Raw genomic sequence first — 16,346 nt, 5'->3', positions numbered from 1 at the left:
GAGTATGAGATTCTTCGCGGAGTTTATCCTGAGGCATTATGAGATTCTTCGCTTCGCTCAGAATGACGCTTGCCGAAGGGCTCATAATGACGCCGCCGAAGGACTCAGAATGACAAATAACGGGGTTTATCAACAATCTCCTTATACAAAATTTGACACTTTGCTCAAAAAAGAAATATACTTCGCCTCGACGGCCGTAAAGCCAGGCAGGCCCGCACCGGAGATATTTATGGATATGGTGGAGATTCTCAAGAAAGCCGTGGATATGGGCGCTTCCGACATACATATTGTCGTCGGAAAACCGCCTATGATAAGAGAACGCGGACACGTTAAGCCGCTGGATGGATTTCCGGTCATAATGGCCGAAGAATCCAAGCGTCTGATTTATTCTATTCTCTACGACGCCCAGCGCGCGCAAATCGAGGAAAAATGGGAATTGGACTGCTCGTTCTCCATCCCGGGGGTAAGCCGTTTCCGCGTGAACGCTTTTTACCAGAAAAACGGCATGGAGGCGGTTCTGCGCGTTATCTCCTCGAAGATTCCGACGCCGCAGGATCTCGGACTTCCTCCGTCGATACTTCAGTTCGCCGACATTCCGCGCGGGCTTGTGCTCGTCACGGGTCCCACGGGTTCCGGAAAATCAACCACACTTGCCTGCCTCATAAACCTCATAAATCAGAAACGCCACGAACATATTCTGACGATAGAAGATCCCATAGAATTCGTTTACGAAGGACAAAACTGTATTGTGCGTCAGCGCGAGGTCGGCCAGCAGACGAAATCTTTCACCAACGCGCTTAAATACGCGCTCCGGCAGGATCCCGACGTAGTTCTTATCGGAGAGATGAGAGACCTTGAAACCATCGGCGCGGCGTTGACCATTTCCGAAACCGGTCACCTTGCCTTCGGCACATTGCACACTACGGATGCGGCGCAGACAGTCGACAGGATAATCGACGTGTTCCCGCCCCATCAGCAACAGCAGGTGCGCGTGCAGTTGTCGGTTACCCTCAAAGGTGTGGTATCGCAGGTTCTTCTTCCGCGCGCTTCGGGCGTCGGCCGCGTTGCCGCAAGGGAAATTATGAACGTAACTCCCGCCATAGCGAACCTCATAAGAGAGGGAAAAACACATCAGATATATTCGGCCATAGAAACGGGAGCCAAGCACGGAATGATTTCGCTCGACAGGGCGCTTCTTAATCTGCTGCGCGCCGGCGAGATAACTATGGAAGACGCCGTCTCGAAAGCGCACAACCCCGAATTCATCCGCAGCGGCGGAACTAATTTTTAATGTAGCGGCAGATCCTGCCCCGTACTTGATACGGGGGCTCGTCCCTGCCCGTATTTGATTCTGTCCGCCAAGGCGGAACGAATTTTTAACGAGGATAATTTATGGATAAACGCGACCTGCTTAAAAATAACAGCATATTTTCCGGCATTCCCGCGAACGTTCTCGACATTGTGTCCGCCGAAATGGAAAAGGTCGACATAGGCGAGGGCGGAATCATTTTCGAGGAAGGCGCGGTCGCCGACAGTTTTTACATCGTTGAAAAAGGCGAAGTGGTCATATCCAAAAATCTCAAGGCCGGCCGGCGAAAACTCCTTGCCGTGATAAAAGACGGGGCGCTCTTCGGCGAGATGGCTTTTTTCTCGGATTCTCCGCGCATCGCCGCCGCGCACGCCCGCGCCGACTCGGCGCTCTGGCGTCTCCCGCGCGACAAGTTCGCCGATATCGTCTCGAAGCATCCGTCGGAGGGTCTCAAAATATTTTCGGGACTTCTTCAGGTGGCGATGGATCGTCTGGAGCAGACGTCGAGGGAACTCGCCACTATTCACGAGACCGGCCGCGCGATAGCGTCGGGAAAATCCCTCGGCGAAATATCGACCGCCGTGGCCGAAGAACTGCTGGTAGCCATACCCGCCGCCGCGAAATCGGCCGTCTATATATATAATGAGTTCAACGAAGAGTTTGAAAGCCCGGGATTGCCCGAAATTCCCGCCGCGTCGCCCTTCGTCGCAAAAATCGCGTCGTCGTCTTCCGGATTGTCGGGCGCGTGCAATTCCGCGGGGGTGAAACTTCCTGATTTTTCCGGCGCGTTTGCCGCCACGGGCATTTTCAGACCACAGGGCGAAGCGGCGTCATCTTCGCTGCCGTCGGGATTTACACTTCTGTGGACAAATAACGCCCGTGTGACTTTCTCGAACGCCAATCTGTTGCTTCTGTCTTCGGTGTCGGGCCAGCTCGCAGAGGCGCTTGAAAACCTCCGTCACCGCGAAGAGGAGATGAACCGCCGCCGTCTCGACCGTTCAAAGCAGAGTTACTGAAAAAGGCCGCAGGGGGGATTTTTTTTCGATTCACTGTCCTTCCCATCGTAACAACTTCGTAACAACTTTTTTGTATCATTACGGACATAACGGGGAGGATGTATCCGCCGTTGTCGTCATTAAGTCCGTTTGTCGTTGTCAGGATTTGGTTTCAGGTGTGCCCTTGCGGCCGCCCCGAAAAACAGGATTCACAAAATGACAAAAATAACGCCCCTAAACACTCCGGTTTTAGCCCCGAAACTTGTCCCGAGCGCCACGAGGGAACGCCCCCAAAAAGGCCCTGAAATGAAAAACGCTCCTTATCTATCTATCTATCTATCTATCTATCTATCTGCTGTCAATATGAAGCATTAGAACGCGCTTTTAACGCCGTAATCCCAAAACGACCCGAACCCCAACACCCGAGGAAGCCTGAAACCTCGGGTTTTTTGTTTTCTAACCACTCGCCACTAACCACTATCCACTGCCTTTGTGCCCTCTATAGTTTCGTTTACAATATCGTTTCCGGCCTCCTTGGGCGGTTTTTCGGCTTCTTGCCTTGTCATTCCCCCCGCCCCCTGTCATTGCGACCCCGCCGTTGTTTGGCGGGGGAGGCAACCCGGCGCGGAGCGTCGTCCCGAGTAAACCGAGGGATACCATGGGGTTCGCTTCGTCCCGACATGTCGGGACTCGCAATGACTTTTGCTTTTTTGTCCACAATCCGCCATACGTGTAGCGGCGGCATTGCTATGCCGCCCGTGAAACCTGTATCCAAAGGGCGAATGGCAATTCGCCCGCTACACCGCCTCTCCCCCGCGCTTATCTTTTTCTCTTTACTCTTCACCCTTCCCGCTTCCCGTCTCTGGGCCAGAGGCCTGGACATCAACGTCAGCGTGATAAAACTCGTCGAAGTCGTTCCCGGCGTCGAGATTAACGTCGGCAAGGCCATAGCCGAAAGAATAATAATACGCAATACCGGAGATGAAACCCGCAAATACGCGATATCATTTCATAAACCCTCCCAAATCGAAGTCAAGTGGAACTCCCGAAGATACGAAGAAATCCCCGACGTCGGCTGGTTGCGGACACCGTATAAAGAAATAATCGTCGCCGCAAACTCCGAAAAAGATATTTTCGTTTATCTGAAAATTCCGCGCGATAAAAAAAATTACGGAAAACGTTTTTGCGCTGTTATGGCCGTATCGGAAGTTCCCGATGACTCTAAACCGTCGCAAATAGTTCTGGCGGTTTATCCGTTGTTCGAGATTGCCACCCTGCGGGTGGCGGCGAAGGCGGGATTAAGTGGTGAGGATTAAGGTGAAAAATCAGGTAATTAAAGACAATTCTAAATGTGGATTGACAAGCCGTGTCTCAAAGGGCGGGAGTAGCTTTTCTATTTCAACGGTCAATATTTTTTGCCCCGGTTCTTTGTTTAACTTTGCCGTCTTCATTGCCAGTTTATTAAATTCGGGATTATTCTCTATCTGGAAAACTATCAGGGCATTGGCGGGAATTTGTTTTGCGAATTCCGGATGTTTAAGTATGTATCTTGAAAACTCAAAACCTATACTGCGTTGTAATTCCCAGAAATTCGGTTTATTCATCTCGCGACTCCTTAATAAATGCCATTTTGAATATTTCCCATTCTACGCGCAATTCTTCCTCCGCGAATGTCAGGGCATCATTGAAATTCTGAACCGGCAAAGGTATTTTTTCAACTTTTCCGGATGGATGAATAATGTCCTTGTGGGCGAAACCGTGTTTGGTGTCATACCGAATAACCGGCTGCCATTTGTTCTTAACCAGTATTTCCAGCTGAACGACAAATTCAATTACCCGATTTTTAATTCTCTTGTGAAAATGGCGAACCCTTGTTTCATCAGAATAAAGAAAGACAAACTGTTCTTCCCTAATTTCCACAAAATCAATTATGACAAAAACGAAAAATTTTGTCAAGAGGTTTATTGAGGTTTATTTATGAAGAAACTTAATTTAATATTTTCTGTGTTGTCATTGCGAGGTGTAGCGGCGGGATTGCTATCCCGCAAAATCAGTCGCATAGCAATGCGACCGCTACTATTCACTATTTTCTTTTCACTATTTACCATTCACCCTCTTTACGCCGGTCTTTCCGTGTCGCTTACCACGAATACCTGGAACATAGGAGACATTGGGCTTAACGGGTCAACATTTACGACCGGCAATTATTTCGGGATCCTGAACGATTCCGGCTGGTATGAGGGCATAACCATAAAAGTTTCGTCCACCGCCTGGCATACCCCCGGGGCCGCTCCCGCCGCCGACAAGTTTCGTATGTCATATTTTATCGGGTCATCTACGGTAACGTTAAGCACCAATACGGTAGTAATGACAAACCAACTCGCCGGCGGAGCGACACAGTATTTCGGTTTGAAATTTGACGCCCCGACGGCCATAACCAATGGCTGGAACCAGCAGCAGCAAGTAGTCGTAACGATAGCCGCGACTCCCGAGTCCCCCGCCGCGTGGGAAAACAGGACACTTCCTGCGGGGTATCCGCATTATTCGTCCGTGATGGTGTATGTTCCTGAGTTTACGTCGAGTTGGGGCGCGTCCGTGGGAGGTTTCTGGGTGGACAAGTATGAGTCATCTCAGCCGGACGCCACGACTTCTTCGATGGGTTCGATAGGAGACAATGTAGACCCCGGCACGACGCCCGGCGTTTCCGTCTACAACAAAGTGCCGTGGGGATGGATAACATCCGTCAACGCCCGCAAGGCCGCCTCCAACAGAGGCGCCGATTTTCATCTCATAACATCCATAGAGTGGGCGGTAATAGCCGACACCGCCGCGGCGATGATAGGAAACGGAGGGCCCGGAGGCAATAACGCCAATGTCGCGCCGCCGTCCGATCAGGACGCCGACACGGCGGGCACGCAATACGGGGTAAGAGATACATACAGACAAGGACTTAATGCGGGTTGGTATTGCGATTATACGGGCACCGAAGTCGGCACGTCGTACAACTGGTCAATACCGAAGACCTCGTCAGGCATTTGCGATATGAACGGCAATCTCTGGGAGCATAGCGCGGGTATTCATATAAGGGATTCCATAGCCCATGTTATGATAGCGACCGTCCCGGTTTCGTCGTTATGCGGCAAAGGGACGGGGACTTCCAATACGTTTACGGACTCAACGAAAAACTGGAACACGAATCAGTGGTCCGGTTTTTGGCTTTATGCCGCCGACGGAACATTTTTTCAGATAACCGGAAATTCCGCTACGGCGCTTACAGTATCGGGCACGCCCGCAAGCGGCTTTTACGAGATACTGCTCAATACCGGATATAACATTTGTGCCGGTATGACGAGCGGTAACAGGATTTTGACGAAGAGAACTGAGGCGACGCTGCGCCCCCATAATATCGCGGCGACGAGCGATGCCACGGGGAACGCTGCCCACGGTAACGATGGCTACTGGTTTACAACTGCCGGTTCGTTCGTTGCCTTGCGCGGTGGCGGCTGGGGCAGCGTCGCGAGGAGCGGCGTCTTCACGCTCTACTTCAACTGGGCGCCGGCTAACTTCAGCGCGGACGTTGGCCTTCGTGTCGCCCGCGAGCGGTGAATCTGGTATCTGTTATCTGGTGTTGCTGTTTGTGCGCGGAGTTCGGAGCAACTGCACCGAACGAGCACACAATCCCGAGTCCCGACGTAACGTCGGGACGAGTGGATACGGGGAAAGCGGGATAAGGGGGGTTCGGGGGGATTTGTCCCCCCGAACGGAGAAAAATTATGATTTCTGAAAAAATGATAGAGGAATTTGAAAAACAAAAAAAAGAAAACCCCGGTTTCGTCGTTCTTATAAGACGGGGCATCTTCCATTATTTGCTTCAGGAGCAGGCCGAACGCCTTGCCGCTTCCCTGAACCTTAAGTTGAAGACGATTACCGAAAACTCCCCTTCGGGTGAAACCAAGACGGTAAAGTCCTGCGGTTTTCCCGACTCGGGTCTCGATAAATATGTCGGCAGGATGGTTCGGCTCGGCGAAAATGTAATTATTTTTGAAGACGGCAAAATCACGGAAAAAATAGAGGTCCATAAAAAGTGTTAGATTTTAACGTGTTGTTTACACTTTTGGATTTGGCCCATACCTGCTATTGCGAGGCGCGTAGGGGCGGGCTTGCCCGCCCATCAACGAAGCAATCTCGCTTATTGTGAGATTGCCACGGTCAAGGGCAAGCCCTTGACCTCGCAATGACAAGAACGGAGTAATAAAAATGATAGGCGATTTGGTTCTTTTTCAGAAAATGTACGACCTTATCAAATATTCTTTTCCCGTCCTGAACAATTTTCCCAAGTCGCAGAGATTCGTTCTGGCGCAACAGATAGAAAACACGTTTTTGAAAATGATCGATTTGATAGTCACCGCGAACAAACTCGCCAGCAAAAAGCGCGCGCTTTTTTTGCTGGATGTCGAATTGGAAAAAGCCAGGGTTCTTGTGCGGTTGGCCGTTGATTTGAGGTATATCAACGTAGCCCGTTACGGGATTTTTTGCCAGAAGTTGAGCGAGATAGGCAGATTGATAGGGGGTTGGACGAAAAAGAGCTGACGGATAACGTCGTCAAAGGAAAGAGGGCGCGGAGGGTTTTTTGTGAGAGCGGCCAAACCCAAGGGTTTGACGCCAACACTGATTCATCCGGGAGTTCCGACCCTGTTTGTTTCTTTTTGCGGACGTTCGGCCCGATATGCCGGCGCATTAAGGGCAGGCAAAAAAAGTAGAAGGAAAACCTCGGCAAGTAGTCAAGTTCTTGAACTTGTCGAAACCCGGGTTTTTCCGCTCCGGTCTCAAGAAAGGTCGGGACTCGTTTTGGGTGCCGGTTCGTTCGTTGCCTTGCGCAGTGGCAACTGGAACAACGACACGAAGAGCGGCGTCTTCACGCTCAACTTCAACTGGACGCCGACTAACTTCAACACGAACGTTGGCCTTCGTGTCGCCCGCGAGCGGATGGAACTCCGCGCCCTTCTAAAAAAGTATTTTGTAGCGGGCGCATTGCTATGCGCCGTATTAGGCGGATAGCAATCCCGCCGCTACACAATCTTGGTGAAAAAAGGGCCATAGCCGGGGATTTAAAAATGCCTAAAACATACAAAAATATTTTCGAAGGAATATATGATTTCAGCAATCTCTATGACGCTTATCTTAAAGCGAGAAAAGAGAAGAGATACAGGGAAGGCGTGCTTTTTTACACATCGAATCTTGAGAATAATCTCGTGAGACTTATGAACGAAATCAAAGAGGGCGTTTATCGCCCCGGGAAATATCATACTTTCAGCGTTTATGAGCCTAAAAAGAGGAAAATCTCATCGTTACCGTTCAAAGACAGGATCGTTCAGCACGCCTTGAATAATGTGATAGAGCCGATCTTTGAAAAGGTTTTCATTTACGATTCTTACGCTTGCCGAAAATATAAAGGCACGCACTCGGGCGTCCGGCGGCTTACGCATTTTCTCCGGTCGCTTTCTGCCGGCGCATATTGCTTTAAGGGCGACATAGCCAACTATTTCCCGTCGGTGAGCCACAATATTTTAAGGCGCGAAATCGCGCGGAGAATCTCGGATAAAAGAGCGCTCGCTCTGATAGATACTATTATTTTCTCACACTGCGCCGTCGGAAAAACGGATTGCGGACTTCCCGTGGGGAATTTGACGTCCCAGTTATTTGCCAATGTATATATGAATCAACTCGATTATTTTGTCAAACATAATCTTCACTGCCGCCATTATATCAGGTATGTGGACGATTTTATCGTGCTCGACGAGGACAAAAAGAAACTGGCCGCCGTTAAAGACGAGATTGAATTTTTTTTAAGAGACGACTTGCGTCTCGCGCTCAATAAAAAGTCGTCTATTTTCCCTGTAAAGCAAGGTGTCGATTTTCTCGGCTATAGAATCTGGCGGACGCACCGGCTTTTAAGAAAGAGCAGCGTAAAAAAGATGAAGAAGAAAATCGCCGAGTTTGCCGCGGGCGGCATAATCCCGGAAAAAATGGAGGCCACCGTCGCGTCATGGCTCGCTCATTCGAGGCACGCCGATACTTATAACCTGACGAAAAAACTGGCTTCATTGATGGGGAAACACTCGCAGTTTCTTTCAAAAATAATGCTGAACCGGATAAACCCGGGCGCCGCAAGTTAGAAAAACGCGGGAGTCGATTTTATGTCGAAAAAAAATAATCACTATTATCATTGTGAGTCACCTTTCCCGCCGTTGTCATTGCGAGGAGTTGTAGGGGCGTATAATTATACGCCCCTACTTGATAAACGACAGCCCGCCCAGCCTTGGCGGGGAAGCAATCTCACAATAGGCGGGCTTGCTTCGTTTCTTCGTGCGCCCATAATGACATTTTGTTTTGTTTTCGCTCTTTTGTTTTTCCATTTGCCGAAGGCGTTTGCGGCCTCGTCCGGGACAATATCCTGCTATTACGTCATAAAAGACACGGTTGCGCCGTCGGTGAACGTATCGTCGGTTGCGTCTCCCGGCACGGCGCAAATCGCGGTGTATTTCGGCGCGAGCGACGGCGAAAGCGGGCTCAAAGACACGAACCCGTATCTCGTGGAAATATCGACGGTGGCGGACCTGGGCTCGGTCGTGAGCGACTCGGGATGGACTTCTCAACCCCAGCACATTTTTTCATCTCTGAAGAGGAACGGACGCTTTTACTTTCGCGCCAAGGCCAGAGACAAAGCGGACAACATCGGTTCGTCGGCGATTTACTCCTGGCGGGCAAAGCCCGGGGCGTTTCAATCAAAATCCGCGCAAGGCAAACCCGCAAGAACGGGGCCCAATTCTTTCGGCTTCGTCGGCGACGCTTCGTGGGAGTGGGACGTTCCGGTAAAAAGCGGTTCGGCTCTGACTATAACCGCTTACATCCGTTACAATTCGGGATATGGCGGCGCGGCGACAAAACCGAAATTGACATTATCTGGAAAAGGCATTTCTCCGACGAGTGTCTTCGCGACGGCCTCGGCTGAAAACGCTTGGGAACTCCGCACCCTCAACGCCGGAACACCGTCTCAAAACGCCACGCTGACACTTCGCGCCGAGGGATTCTCCACATCTCCCGCCGCCGAGTTTTATATTGACGATATAAATGTATCGCAGTAATTCCATACATTGTCATGTAGGGGCGTATAATTATACGTCCCTTTTTAATTCCCCCTTAGAAAAGGGGGTACGGGGGTTGTGTTTTTTACTCGGCGATTTTACAACCCCCGTACTCCCTCCGATGCCTTCGGATACGAAGTCTGCGACTTTGTTAAGGGGGAATTTACTATTGTCCGACGACGCGCTTTCCATTCGCAGACGCCCTTGTCTTTACTATTTTCCATTCACTATTTACTATTCACATCCCCTGTCATTTGACAGTTTTCTCAACGAAATTGTATAATCCCACCTGTTTTGCCGCAAATACAAATTAAATCCGATGAACATCAAAAAGAAAAAACCGGTTTTCGCCGGCGGAATTCATCCGCCTGAGCGAAAAATGACCGCCGACGGAAAAATCATCGCGCTTGGCGCGCCGCGCAGAGTGGTGCTGCCTATGTTGCAGCATCCGGGCTGCGCCGCCAAACCGAAGGTCGCCGTCGGAGAGGCCGTTCTGCGCGGACAGAAAATCGCCGACGCGGGCGGCAACGTTTCGGCGGGCGTTCATTCGAGTATATCCGGAAAAGTTGCGGCCGTGACGGCGTGGGAACATCCGGCGCTGCTTAAACCGGTCGAATCCGTCGTCATTGACTCCGACGGCAAAGACGCCGCCGCGCCGATGAATACCGTTTTTTCGGATTACGTAAGACATTCCCGCGACGACATTCGCGCCGCCATAGCCGAGGCAGGCATAGTCGGGCTTGGCGGGGCGTGTTTTCCTTCGCACATAAAACTAAATCCGCCCAAGGGCAAGGACATAGATTTTCTGGTTTTGAACGCCTGCGAGTGCGAACCGTATCTTACCTCCGACGACGCTCTTGTCCGCGAACGCGCAAAGGAAATCATAGAAGGCGCCAAAATTATTTCGCACATAATCGACGCTTATCAGACGATTATAGCCGTCGAGGACAATAAGCCGCGCGCCATAGAAATATTAAGAGGCCTTGCTTTCAACGAGCCGAACCTTACTGTCGCCGCGCTTCCGGTCAAGTATCCGCAAGGCGCCGAAAAACAGCTGATATACGCGGTGACCGGCCGCGTGGTGCCGACGGGCGGTCTGCCGTTTCAGGTCGGATGCGTCGTGCACAACGTCGCCACGGCGTACGCGGTTTTTGAGGCAATCAAAAAGGGAAAACCGCTTTACGAGCGCGTGGTCACCGTTTCAGGCGACGCCGCCAAATCGCCGGGAAATTATCTGGCGCGCGTCGGAACGCTGTTATCGGAACTGCTTGAAGCCGCCGGCGGCCTCGACGGAGCGCTTGAAAAAATCGTGGTAGGCGGACCTATGATGGGTTTCGCGCAGGCGTCGCCGGAAGTCCCCGTCGTAAAGGGCACATCTGGCGTTTTGTTTCTGTCGGATTCCCGCTCCGGAGATTTTAATCCCTGCATCCGCTGCGCGAAATGCGTTATGGTCTGCCCCATGAATCTAATGCCCAATATGCTCAGCGTGCTTGGCGAAAAAGAATTATACGACGACACCGCGAACTATTACGCCGCCGACTGCATAGAGTGCGGCTGCTGCGCCTACGTATGTCCGTCGAACCGCCCGATAGTGGCGCAAATTAAGCTGGCCAAGTCGTACCTGTGCTCCAAAAAATCATGAGCGATATAAAACTTACAAAACTTACGGTAACGCACGCGCCCCACTTTCACGGCGGTATGACGGTTTCCAAAGTGATGACCGACGTCGTCATCGCGCTTGCGCCCGCCTCGATTATGGCCGTGCGATTTTTCGGCTACCGCGCCGCGCTGGTAATGGCCGTTTCGATAGCGTCGGCGGTTTTGGCGGAATATATCTGGCAGAGATACGTGATAAAAGCGCCGTCGGGCATCTCGGATATGAGCGCGGTCGTAACGGGACTTTTGCTGGCGCTGACCCTGCCTCCGACGATGCCTTTGTGGCAGGCCGCCGTCGGAGCGGCTTTCGCGATAATATTCGCAAAGCAGGTTTTCGGCGGGATCGGGCACAATCCGTTCAATCCGGCTTTGGCGGCGCGGGCTTTTTTACAGATAGCGTGGCCGTCGGAGATGACATCGTGGATTGCGCCCGCCGGCGCGGCGGACGCCGTAACTGCGGCAACGCCTCTTGCGGCGGCAAGATACCAAATCACCGAAGCCGTGCCGGCATTAAGAGACCTGTTTTTTGGCAACGTCGCGGGTTCGCTCGCAGAGACATCGGCCGCAGCGCTTCTTGCGGGCGCGGCATATCTTGTTTTCCGCAGGCAGATAAAGATGATAATTCCGCTGGTTTACATCGCCGTCGTGGCGATATTTTCGGCGGCATATTCCGCGAACGCGATTTACCAGATTTTAGCCGGCGGACTTATTCTCGGCGCGTTTTTTATGGCCACCGATCCCGTGACGGCGCCCACGACCAAAAAAGGGATGATTATTTTCGGCGCGGGCTGCGGAATTCTTACGTCTCTGATACGTTTCAGCGGCGGTTTCCCGGAAGGCGTTTGTTTTTCGATACTCATAATGAATATGACAGTGCCGCTTATAGACCGCTACACCATCCCAAAACCGTTCGGATATTCTTTTAAGGGAAAATCAAAGTGAACCCGACATCAGGCAAGGACAGTAATTTCAAGTACGGCGCGATTCTTCTTGCGGTATGTCTTGTGTCCGCCTCCTTGCTTACACTCGTTTACCGAAACACATTCGATGCCGTCCAAAAAACCGCCGCGGACAATCTTGTCAAACTTCAGCGCGAAGTCCTGCCGCGGGCGGAATCCTTCCGCGACCCGTGCGACGGCGTAAGCGTAGGCGCGCTCTCCGACGGAACTGTCGTCGGCAAAACGGTTTCCTCGTCCCGTCGGGGATATGGCGGCGAGGTCGCGGTGATTGTGGGCGTTGACCTAAAAGGAGCCGTCGTTTCCGTTAAGGCGCTTTCGCACAAAGAAACGCCCGGCCTTGGCACAAAGGCGTTGACGCCGGAATATCTGGCTCAATACGCCGGCAAGAAAGCCGATAAAATCAAATTGAAGAAAGACGCTCCGTCCGTCGGCGCGATAGACGCCGTCACGGGAGCGACGATAACTTCAAGAGCCGTCGCCGCCGCCGTCGGCGACGCTCTGCAAAAGGCGGCGGCTTCGGAGAATTCAAAATAGGCCAAGGTGTAAGTAAAATCCCCCTGTATCCCCCTTTGAAAAAAGGGGGAAATATATCGTCGACGCAAGTTCTGTCTTTAGGCCCTTTGAAAAAAAGGGAAAATATATCGTCGACGCAAGTTCTGTCTTTGGACCCTTTGAAAAAAGGGAAAATATATTGGCGGCACAAGTTTCTGTCTTTATCCCCCTTTGAAAAAGGGGGAAAGAGGGGGATTTTCGACGCTGACAATAAAGTTTTTGACACGGTATACTAAATATGCTTAAACTCATTACCGACGGGCTCATCCGCGAAAATCCCATAATGATACTTATGATAGGCCTCTGCCCCGTTTTGGCCTGCTCGGCTACGTCCGTCGACGCATTGGGAATGGGACTTGCGGCCACGTTCGTGCTGGTCTGCTCGAACGTGATGGTCTCCGCGTTAAGAAAACTCATCCCCGCGCAGATACGCATACCGGTTTTCATAGTCATAATCGCAACATTCGTTACAATGGCCGACTACCTTATGCAGGCGTATTCCCCGGGGTTGAGCCGCTCCCTGGGCGTTTTCGTTCCTCTTATAGTCGTTAACTGCGTCATCCTCGGACGCGCCGAGGCATTCGCTTACAGAAACGGCGTCGTTCCGTCTTTCTTCGACGGAGTGGGAATGGGTCTGGGTTTTACGGCGGGTATACTGGCACTGGGAATTTTCCGCGAGGCGCTTGGAAACGGCACCGTGTTCGGTTACGGACATTTTTTTTCGCGTCCCGCCGCGATATTTATGCTGCCCCCGGGCGCTTACATCGGCATAGGCATTCTGATTTCCGTGTGGCAGTACGTTAAAAAGAGCGTCGCTCCGTTCAAAATATCGCCCTGCGCAAACTGCGCGCTGGCCTCGACCTGCCTGACGGATTTTACGCGCGAAACCGTTGCATGCGCCGCGCCGCCCGCCGCCGTTTCCCCGGTGCCTTCGACTCAGCCAAAAACATCGGCGCCCGAGCAAAAAAACTCGCCGCCTTCGCCCGGAATGCTTTTCTCATTCGACGAACTTCCCAAAAAAAACGGGGATAAAAAACGATGAACCACACTTTTGTCGAACTATTCGCCATATTCTTCGGCGCGCTCGTCGTCAATAATATCATCCTTATGCGCTTTCTGGGGCTCTGCTCTTTCTTCGGCGTGTCCGACCGTCTTAAAAATTCTCTCGGTATGAGCGCGGCGGTTCTTTTTGTAATGACTCTTGCCACTCTGGCGTCCTGGCCGGTTTATCATCTGATACTCAAACCCCTCGATCTTGTTTTCCTGCGGACAGTTTCATTCATACTTATAATCGCCTCGCTTGTTCAGTTCGTCGAAATAGTGATGAAAAAATATTTCAGGGCGCTCTACAAGGCGCTGGGGATATATCTTCCGCTGATAACGACCAATTGCGCGATACTTGCGGTGGCGTTTCTTAACATTGACTACGGATATTCAATGACAAAAGCGCTCGTCTACACGTGGGGCGTGGCCGGCGGTTATGCCCTGGCGATAATTCTGTTTTCATCAATAAGAGAAAAAATCAAGACGGCCCCCGTTCCTAAGTTTCTCGACGGATATCCCATAGTGTTTTTTACCGCGTCGCTTATGGCGGTGTCTTTTATGGGATTCACCGGACTTTTCGGAATAAGGTAGGGCTGCTAAAAATTAAAAAGCTGTTATCCTTGCTTCAGTATGTCATTCCCGAAAGTTTTAATCGGGAATCCAGAATCAGGAGGCGAGGTTGTCTGGATTCCCGCTTTCGCGGGAATGACAAACAAAGTAGAAGCCGGGTTTTTAAAATGGTGTCAGATTATGAATAACATAGTCGGCGGGCTTATATTTTTAAGCGGTATCGGATTTCTTATGGGATTCGGCCTCGCCTACGCCGCTAAAAAGTTCGCCGTGGCCGTCAATCCCGTCGAAGAAGAGATAATAAAACTTCTGCCGGGAGCCAACTGCGGAGCGTGCGGATTTGCCGGCTGTTCCGGTTATGCCGAAGCGCTTGCCGCCGGTCTCGCCGAGACGGGAAAATGTCCCGTGGCCGACGCCGACACCAACAAAAAAATATCGGCGGCCCTCGGCAAGGAACATTCCGATACGTCTCGCCGCACCGCCGTGATATTCTGCGGCGGCGGGCCGAAATGCTCCGATAAATTCAAATACGACGGGATAGAGGACTGCGCCGTCGCTTCGGGCGCGTTCGGGGGGCCTAAGTCCTGCGGTTACGGATGTGTGTGCCTGGGTAATTGCGCGCGCATCTGTCCTTTCGGGGCGATATCGTACGAAAAGGGCGGAGTTCCCGTAATAGACGAAGCAAAATGCACCTCGTGCGGCTTATGCGTCGCGACCTGTCCCAAAAAAATTATTCATCTGGTCGAGTGCAAGTACCGCTATCACATTCTGTGTTCCTCGCGGGACAAGGGAGCCGTCGTCAGGCGTATATGCGCTCCGGGTTGCATAGGTTGCGGGATATGCGTCAAACAATGCCCTCAAAATGATATAATACTTTCCGATAACCTCGCTTCAATGAAGTACGATGCCTGCGATAACTGCGGCATATGCGAGGCGAAGTGTCCGACTAAGTCCATAATAAGGGCTAAGCCGGTCAATCAAGGCAGCGGCGGTCTCAAGGATAAAAACGCCGCCATTTCACACGCCGGCTGATTTCCCGTCAACGGGTCCCCCGCAAAACGCGGGGGCGTTCGGGATTCGGCGGAGGAAACGCCGTTCGGGATGTCCGCAATGCGGTCCGACCCGTCGGCTGAAAAACCCCGGGAGGCAGTAAAGATGGTCGCAAACTTTTCGATGAAGTCGTTGTTGGAAGCGGGAGTTCATTTCGGGCATCAGACAAGGCGTTGGAATCCGAAGATGGCAAAATACATCTTCGGCGCCCGCAAACTCACCGGCGGCAAAGAAACAATCCACATAATCGACCTTCAAAAGACGGTTAAGGAGCTCAAAAAGGCCCTTAAATTCGTCAAGGATTCCGTCGCCGCGGGCTCCAGCGTGCTTTTTGTGGGAACAAAAAAGCAGGCCGCTCCCGTCGTCAAGGAAGAGGCCGCCAAGTGCCAGTCGTTTTACGTGGTGGAAAGATGGCTTGGCGGAACGCTGACCAACTTTGAGACCCTGAAAAAATCGCTCGACAAGTTCGGCGATCTCCACAGAATGAAAACCGGCGGAGTCCTCGATAAACTCTCCAAGAAAGAAGCGTCGCGCAAAAATAAGGAACTCGCCCGTTTCGAGAAGTATCTCGACGGCATAAAAGAAATGAAAGAACTCCCCGGCGTGGTCTTCATAGTCGACCCGCACGAAGAGGCCACCGCCGTGGCGGAATGCCGTCGCCTGGGCATACCCACCGTAGCCGTCTGCGACACCAACACCGACCCTGAACTCATCGATTACCCCATACCGGGCAACGACGACGCAATCCGCGCCATACAGCTTTTCTGCCAGCTTGTTTCTTCGGCCGTTCTTGAAGGCCGCGAACTCGCGCAGAAAGCCGCTTCGGCGGCGTCCTCCGACGCCAACGCCGGTTCGGCCGAAACGGCGGAGTCCTACGTTCCGCAAATCCCCGAAGACGAAATGAACAAGGAAATAAGTTTGTAAGTTGAGGCAGTTGAAAAAGTGTCCAAAATGTCACCCTGAACGAAGTGAAGGGTCTCCCCCTGCGGGTGGTCGTCGGAAAACGAGATTCTTCGCGGAGTTTATCCTGAGGCATTATGAGATTCTTCGCTACGCTCAGAATGAC

At 51.9% G+C, this 16,346-nt stretch carries 19 protein-coding genes; 17 read left to right on the top strand and 2 right to left on the bottom strand.

What is annotated here, in order from left to right; genetic code table 11:
* The first annotated feature begins 4 nt into the window (after positions 1–4).
* The 3 genes from CVU77_08620 to CVU77_08610 all read left to right on the top strand — a co-directional run bounded on the left by CVU77_08620 (position 5) and on the right by CVU77_08610 (position 3,620).
* Complete coding sequence (locus CVU77_08620) at positions 5–1,291, top strand: twitching motility protein PilT (protein PKN00810.1); 1,287 nt, start codon at positions 5–7, stop codon at positions 1,289–1,291.
* A 101-nt stretch (positions 1,292–1,392) separates the two neighbouring features.
* The gene (locus CVU77_08615; protein ID PKN00809.1) at positions 1,393–2,325 is read left to right on the top strand and encodes a hypothetical protein; all 933 of its coding nucleotides are present in this window, start codon (positions 1,393–1,395) and stop codon (positions 2,323–2,325) included.
* Between the two features lie 728 nt (positions 2,326–3,053).
* Positions 3,054–3,620 (top strand): hypothetical protein, encoded by a 567-nt coding sequence (locus tag CVU77_08610; GenBank protein ID PKN00808.1) that lies wholly within the window; start codon positions 3,054–3,056, stop codon positions 3,618–3,620.
* A 9-nt stretch (positions 3,621–3,629) separates the two neighbouring features.
* Here CVU77_08610 and CVU77_08605 read toward each other — a convergent pair whose 3' ends face one another.
* Together CVU77_08605 and CVU77_08600 are read right to left on the bottom strand one after the other, a co-directional pair.
* Entirely contained in the window at positions 3,630–3,908 is a 279-nt protein-coding gene (locus tag CVU77_08605; protein ID PKN00807.1) for a hypothetical protein, read from the bottom strand.
* Positions 3,901–4,260: a hypothetical protein gene (locus CVU77_08600; protein PKN00806.1), complete on the bottom strand. Its 360-nt coding sequence runs from the start codon at positions 4,258–4,260 to the stop codon at positions 3,901–3,903. Before CVU77_08600 ends, CVU77_08605 begins: the two co-directional genes overlap by 8 nt.
* A 177-nt stretch (positions 4,261–4,437) precedes the next feature.
* Between CVU77_08600 and CVU77_08595 the strand changes: the two genes are divergently transcribed.
* From CVU77_08595 to rpsB, 14 genes are all read left to right on the top strand, one after another.
* Positions 4,438–5,910: a hypothetical protein gene (locus tag CVU77_08595; GenBank protein ID PKN00805.1), complete on the top strand. Its 1,473-nt coding sequence runs from the start codon at positions 4,438–4,440 to the stop codon at positions 5,908–5,910.
* Positions 5,911–6,077: 167 nt separating this feature from the next.
* Positions 6,078–6,395, top strand: coding sequence for a hypothetical protein (locus CVU77_08590; protein PKN00804.1), 318 nt, complete (start codon positions 6,078–6,080; stop codon positions 6,393–6,395).
* 166 nt (positions 6,396–6,561) lie between these two features.
* Complete coding sequence (locus CVU77_08585) at positions 6,562–6,894, top strand: diversity-generating retroelement protein bAvd family protein (protein ID PKN00803.1); 333 nt, start codon at positions 6,562–6,564, stop codon at positions 6,892–6,894.
* A 42-nt stretch (positions 6,895–6,936) separates the two neighbouring features.
* Positions 6,937–7,362: a hypothetical protein gene (locus tag CVU77_08580; protein PKN00802.1), complete on the top strand. Its 426-nt coding sequence runs from the start codon at positions 6,937–6,939 to the stop codon at positions 7,360–7,362.
* Between the two features lie 56 nt (positions 7,363–7,418).
* Positions 7,419–8,480, top strand: coding sequence for an RNA-dependent DNA polymerase (locus CVU77_08575; GenBank protein ID PKN00801.1), 1,062 nt, complete (start codon positions 7,419–7,421; stop codon positions 8,478–8,480).
* Positions 8,481–8,681: 201 nt separating this feature from the next.
* The gene (locus tag CVU77_08570; GenBank protein PKN00800.1) at positions 8,682–9,449 is read left to right on the top strand and encodes a hypothetical protein; all 768 of its coding nucleotides are present in this window, start codon (positions 8,682–8,684) and stop codon (positions 9,447–9,449) included.
* Positions 9,450–9,768: 319 nt separating this feature from the next.
* Positions 9,769–11,091, top strand: a complete 1,323-nt coding sequence (locus CVU77_08565) for an electron transport complex subunit RsxC (protein ID PKN00799.1) — start codon at positions 9,769–9,771, stop codon at positions 11,089–11,091.
* Between the two features lie 5 nt (positions 11,092–11,096).
* Positions 11,097–12,047: a Na+-transporting NADH:ubiquinone oxidoreductase subunit D gene (locus tag CVU77_08560; protein ID PKN00813.1), complete on the top strand. Its 951-nt coding sequence runs from the start codon at positions 11,097–11,099 to the stop codon at positions 12,045–12,047.
* Complete coding sequence (locus tag CVU77_08555) at positions 12,038–12,598, top strand: hypothetical protein (GenBank protein ID PKN00798.1); 561 nt, start codon at positions 12,038–12,040, stop codon at positions 12,596–12,598. The genes CVU77_08560 and CVU77_08555 overlap by 10 nt, the downstream gene beginning before the upstream one ends.
* A 35-nt stretch (positions 12,599–12,633) precedes the next feature.
* Positions 12,634–12,852 carry a hypothetical protein gene (locus tag CVU77_08550; protein ID PKN00797.1) on the top strand — a complete coding sequence of 73 codons (219 nt, stop codon included), beginning with the start codon at positions 12,634–12,636 and terminating at the stop codon, positions 12,850–12,852.
* Positions 12,846–13,658, top strand: coding sequence for an electron transport complex subunit RsxE (locus CVU77_08545; protein PKN00796.1), 813 nt, complete (start codon positions 12,846–12,848; stop codon positions 13,656–13,658). Before CVU77_08550 ends, CVU77_08545 begins: the two co-directional genes overlap by 7 nt.
* Positions 13,655–14,251, top strand: a complete 597-nt coding sequence (locus CVU77_08540) for an electron transport complex subunit RsxA (protein PKN00795.1) — start codon at positions 13,655–13,657, stop codon at positions 14,249–14,251. Before CVU77_08545 ends, CVU77_08540 begins: the two co-directional genes overlap by 4 nt.
* A 39-nt stretch (positions 14,252–14,290) precedes the next feature.
* Positions 14,291–15,262 (top strand): hypothetical protein, encoded by a 972-nt coding sequence (locus tag CVU77_08535; protein ID PKN00794.1) that lies wholly within the window; start codon positions 14,291–14,293, stop codon positions 15,260–15,262.
* Positions 15,263–15,385: 123 nt separating this feature from the next.
* Positions 15,386–16,204 (top strand): 30S ribosomal protein S2, encoded by an 819-nt coding sequence (rpsB, locus tag CVU77_08530; protein ID PKN00812.1) that lies wholly within the window; start codon positions 15,386–15,388, stop codon positions 16,202–16,204.
* Positions 16,205–16,346: the final 142 nt, after the last annotated feature.

This window comes from Elusimicrobia bacterium HGW-Elusimicrobia-1, from assembly GCA_002841695.1.
Taxonomy (GTDB): Bacteria; Elusimicrobiota; Endomicrobiia; order PHAN01; family PHAN01; genus PHAN01.
The sequence above is the reverse complement of the archived record's forward strand: the minus strand, read 5'-3'. Positions and strand labels throughout refer to the sequence as shown.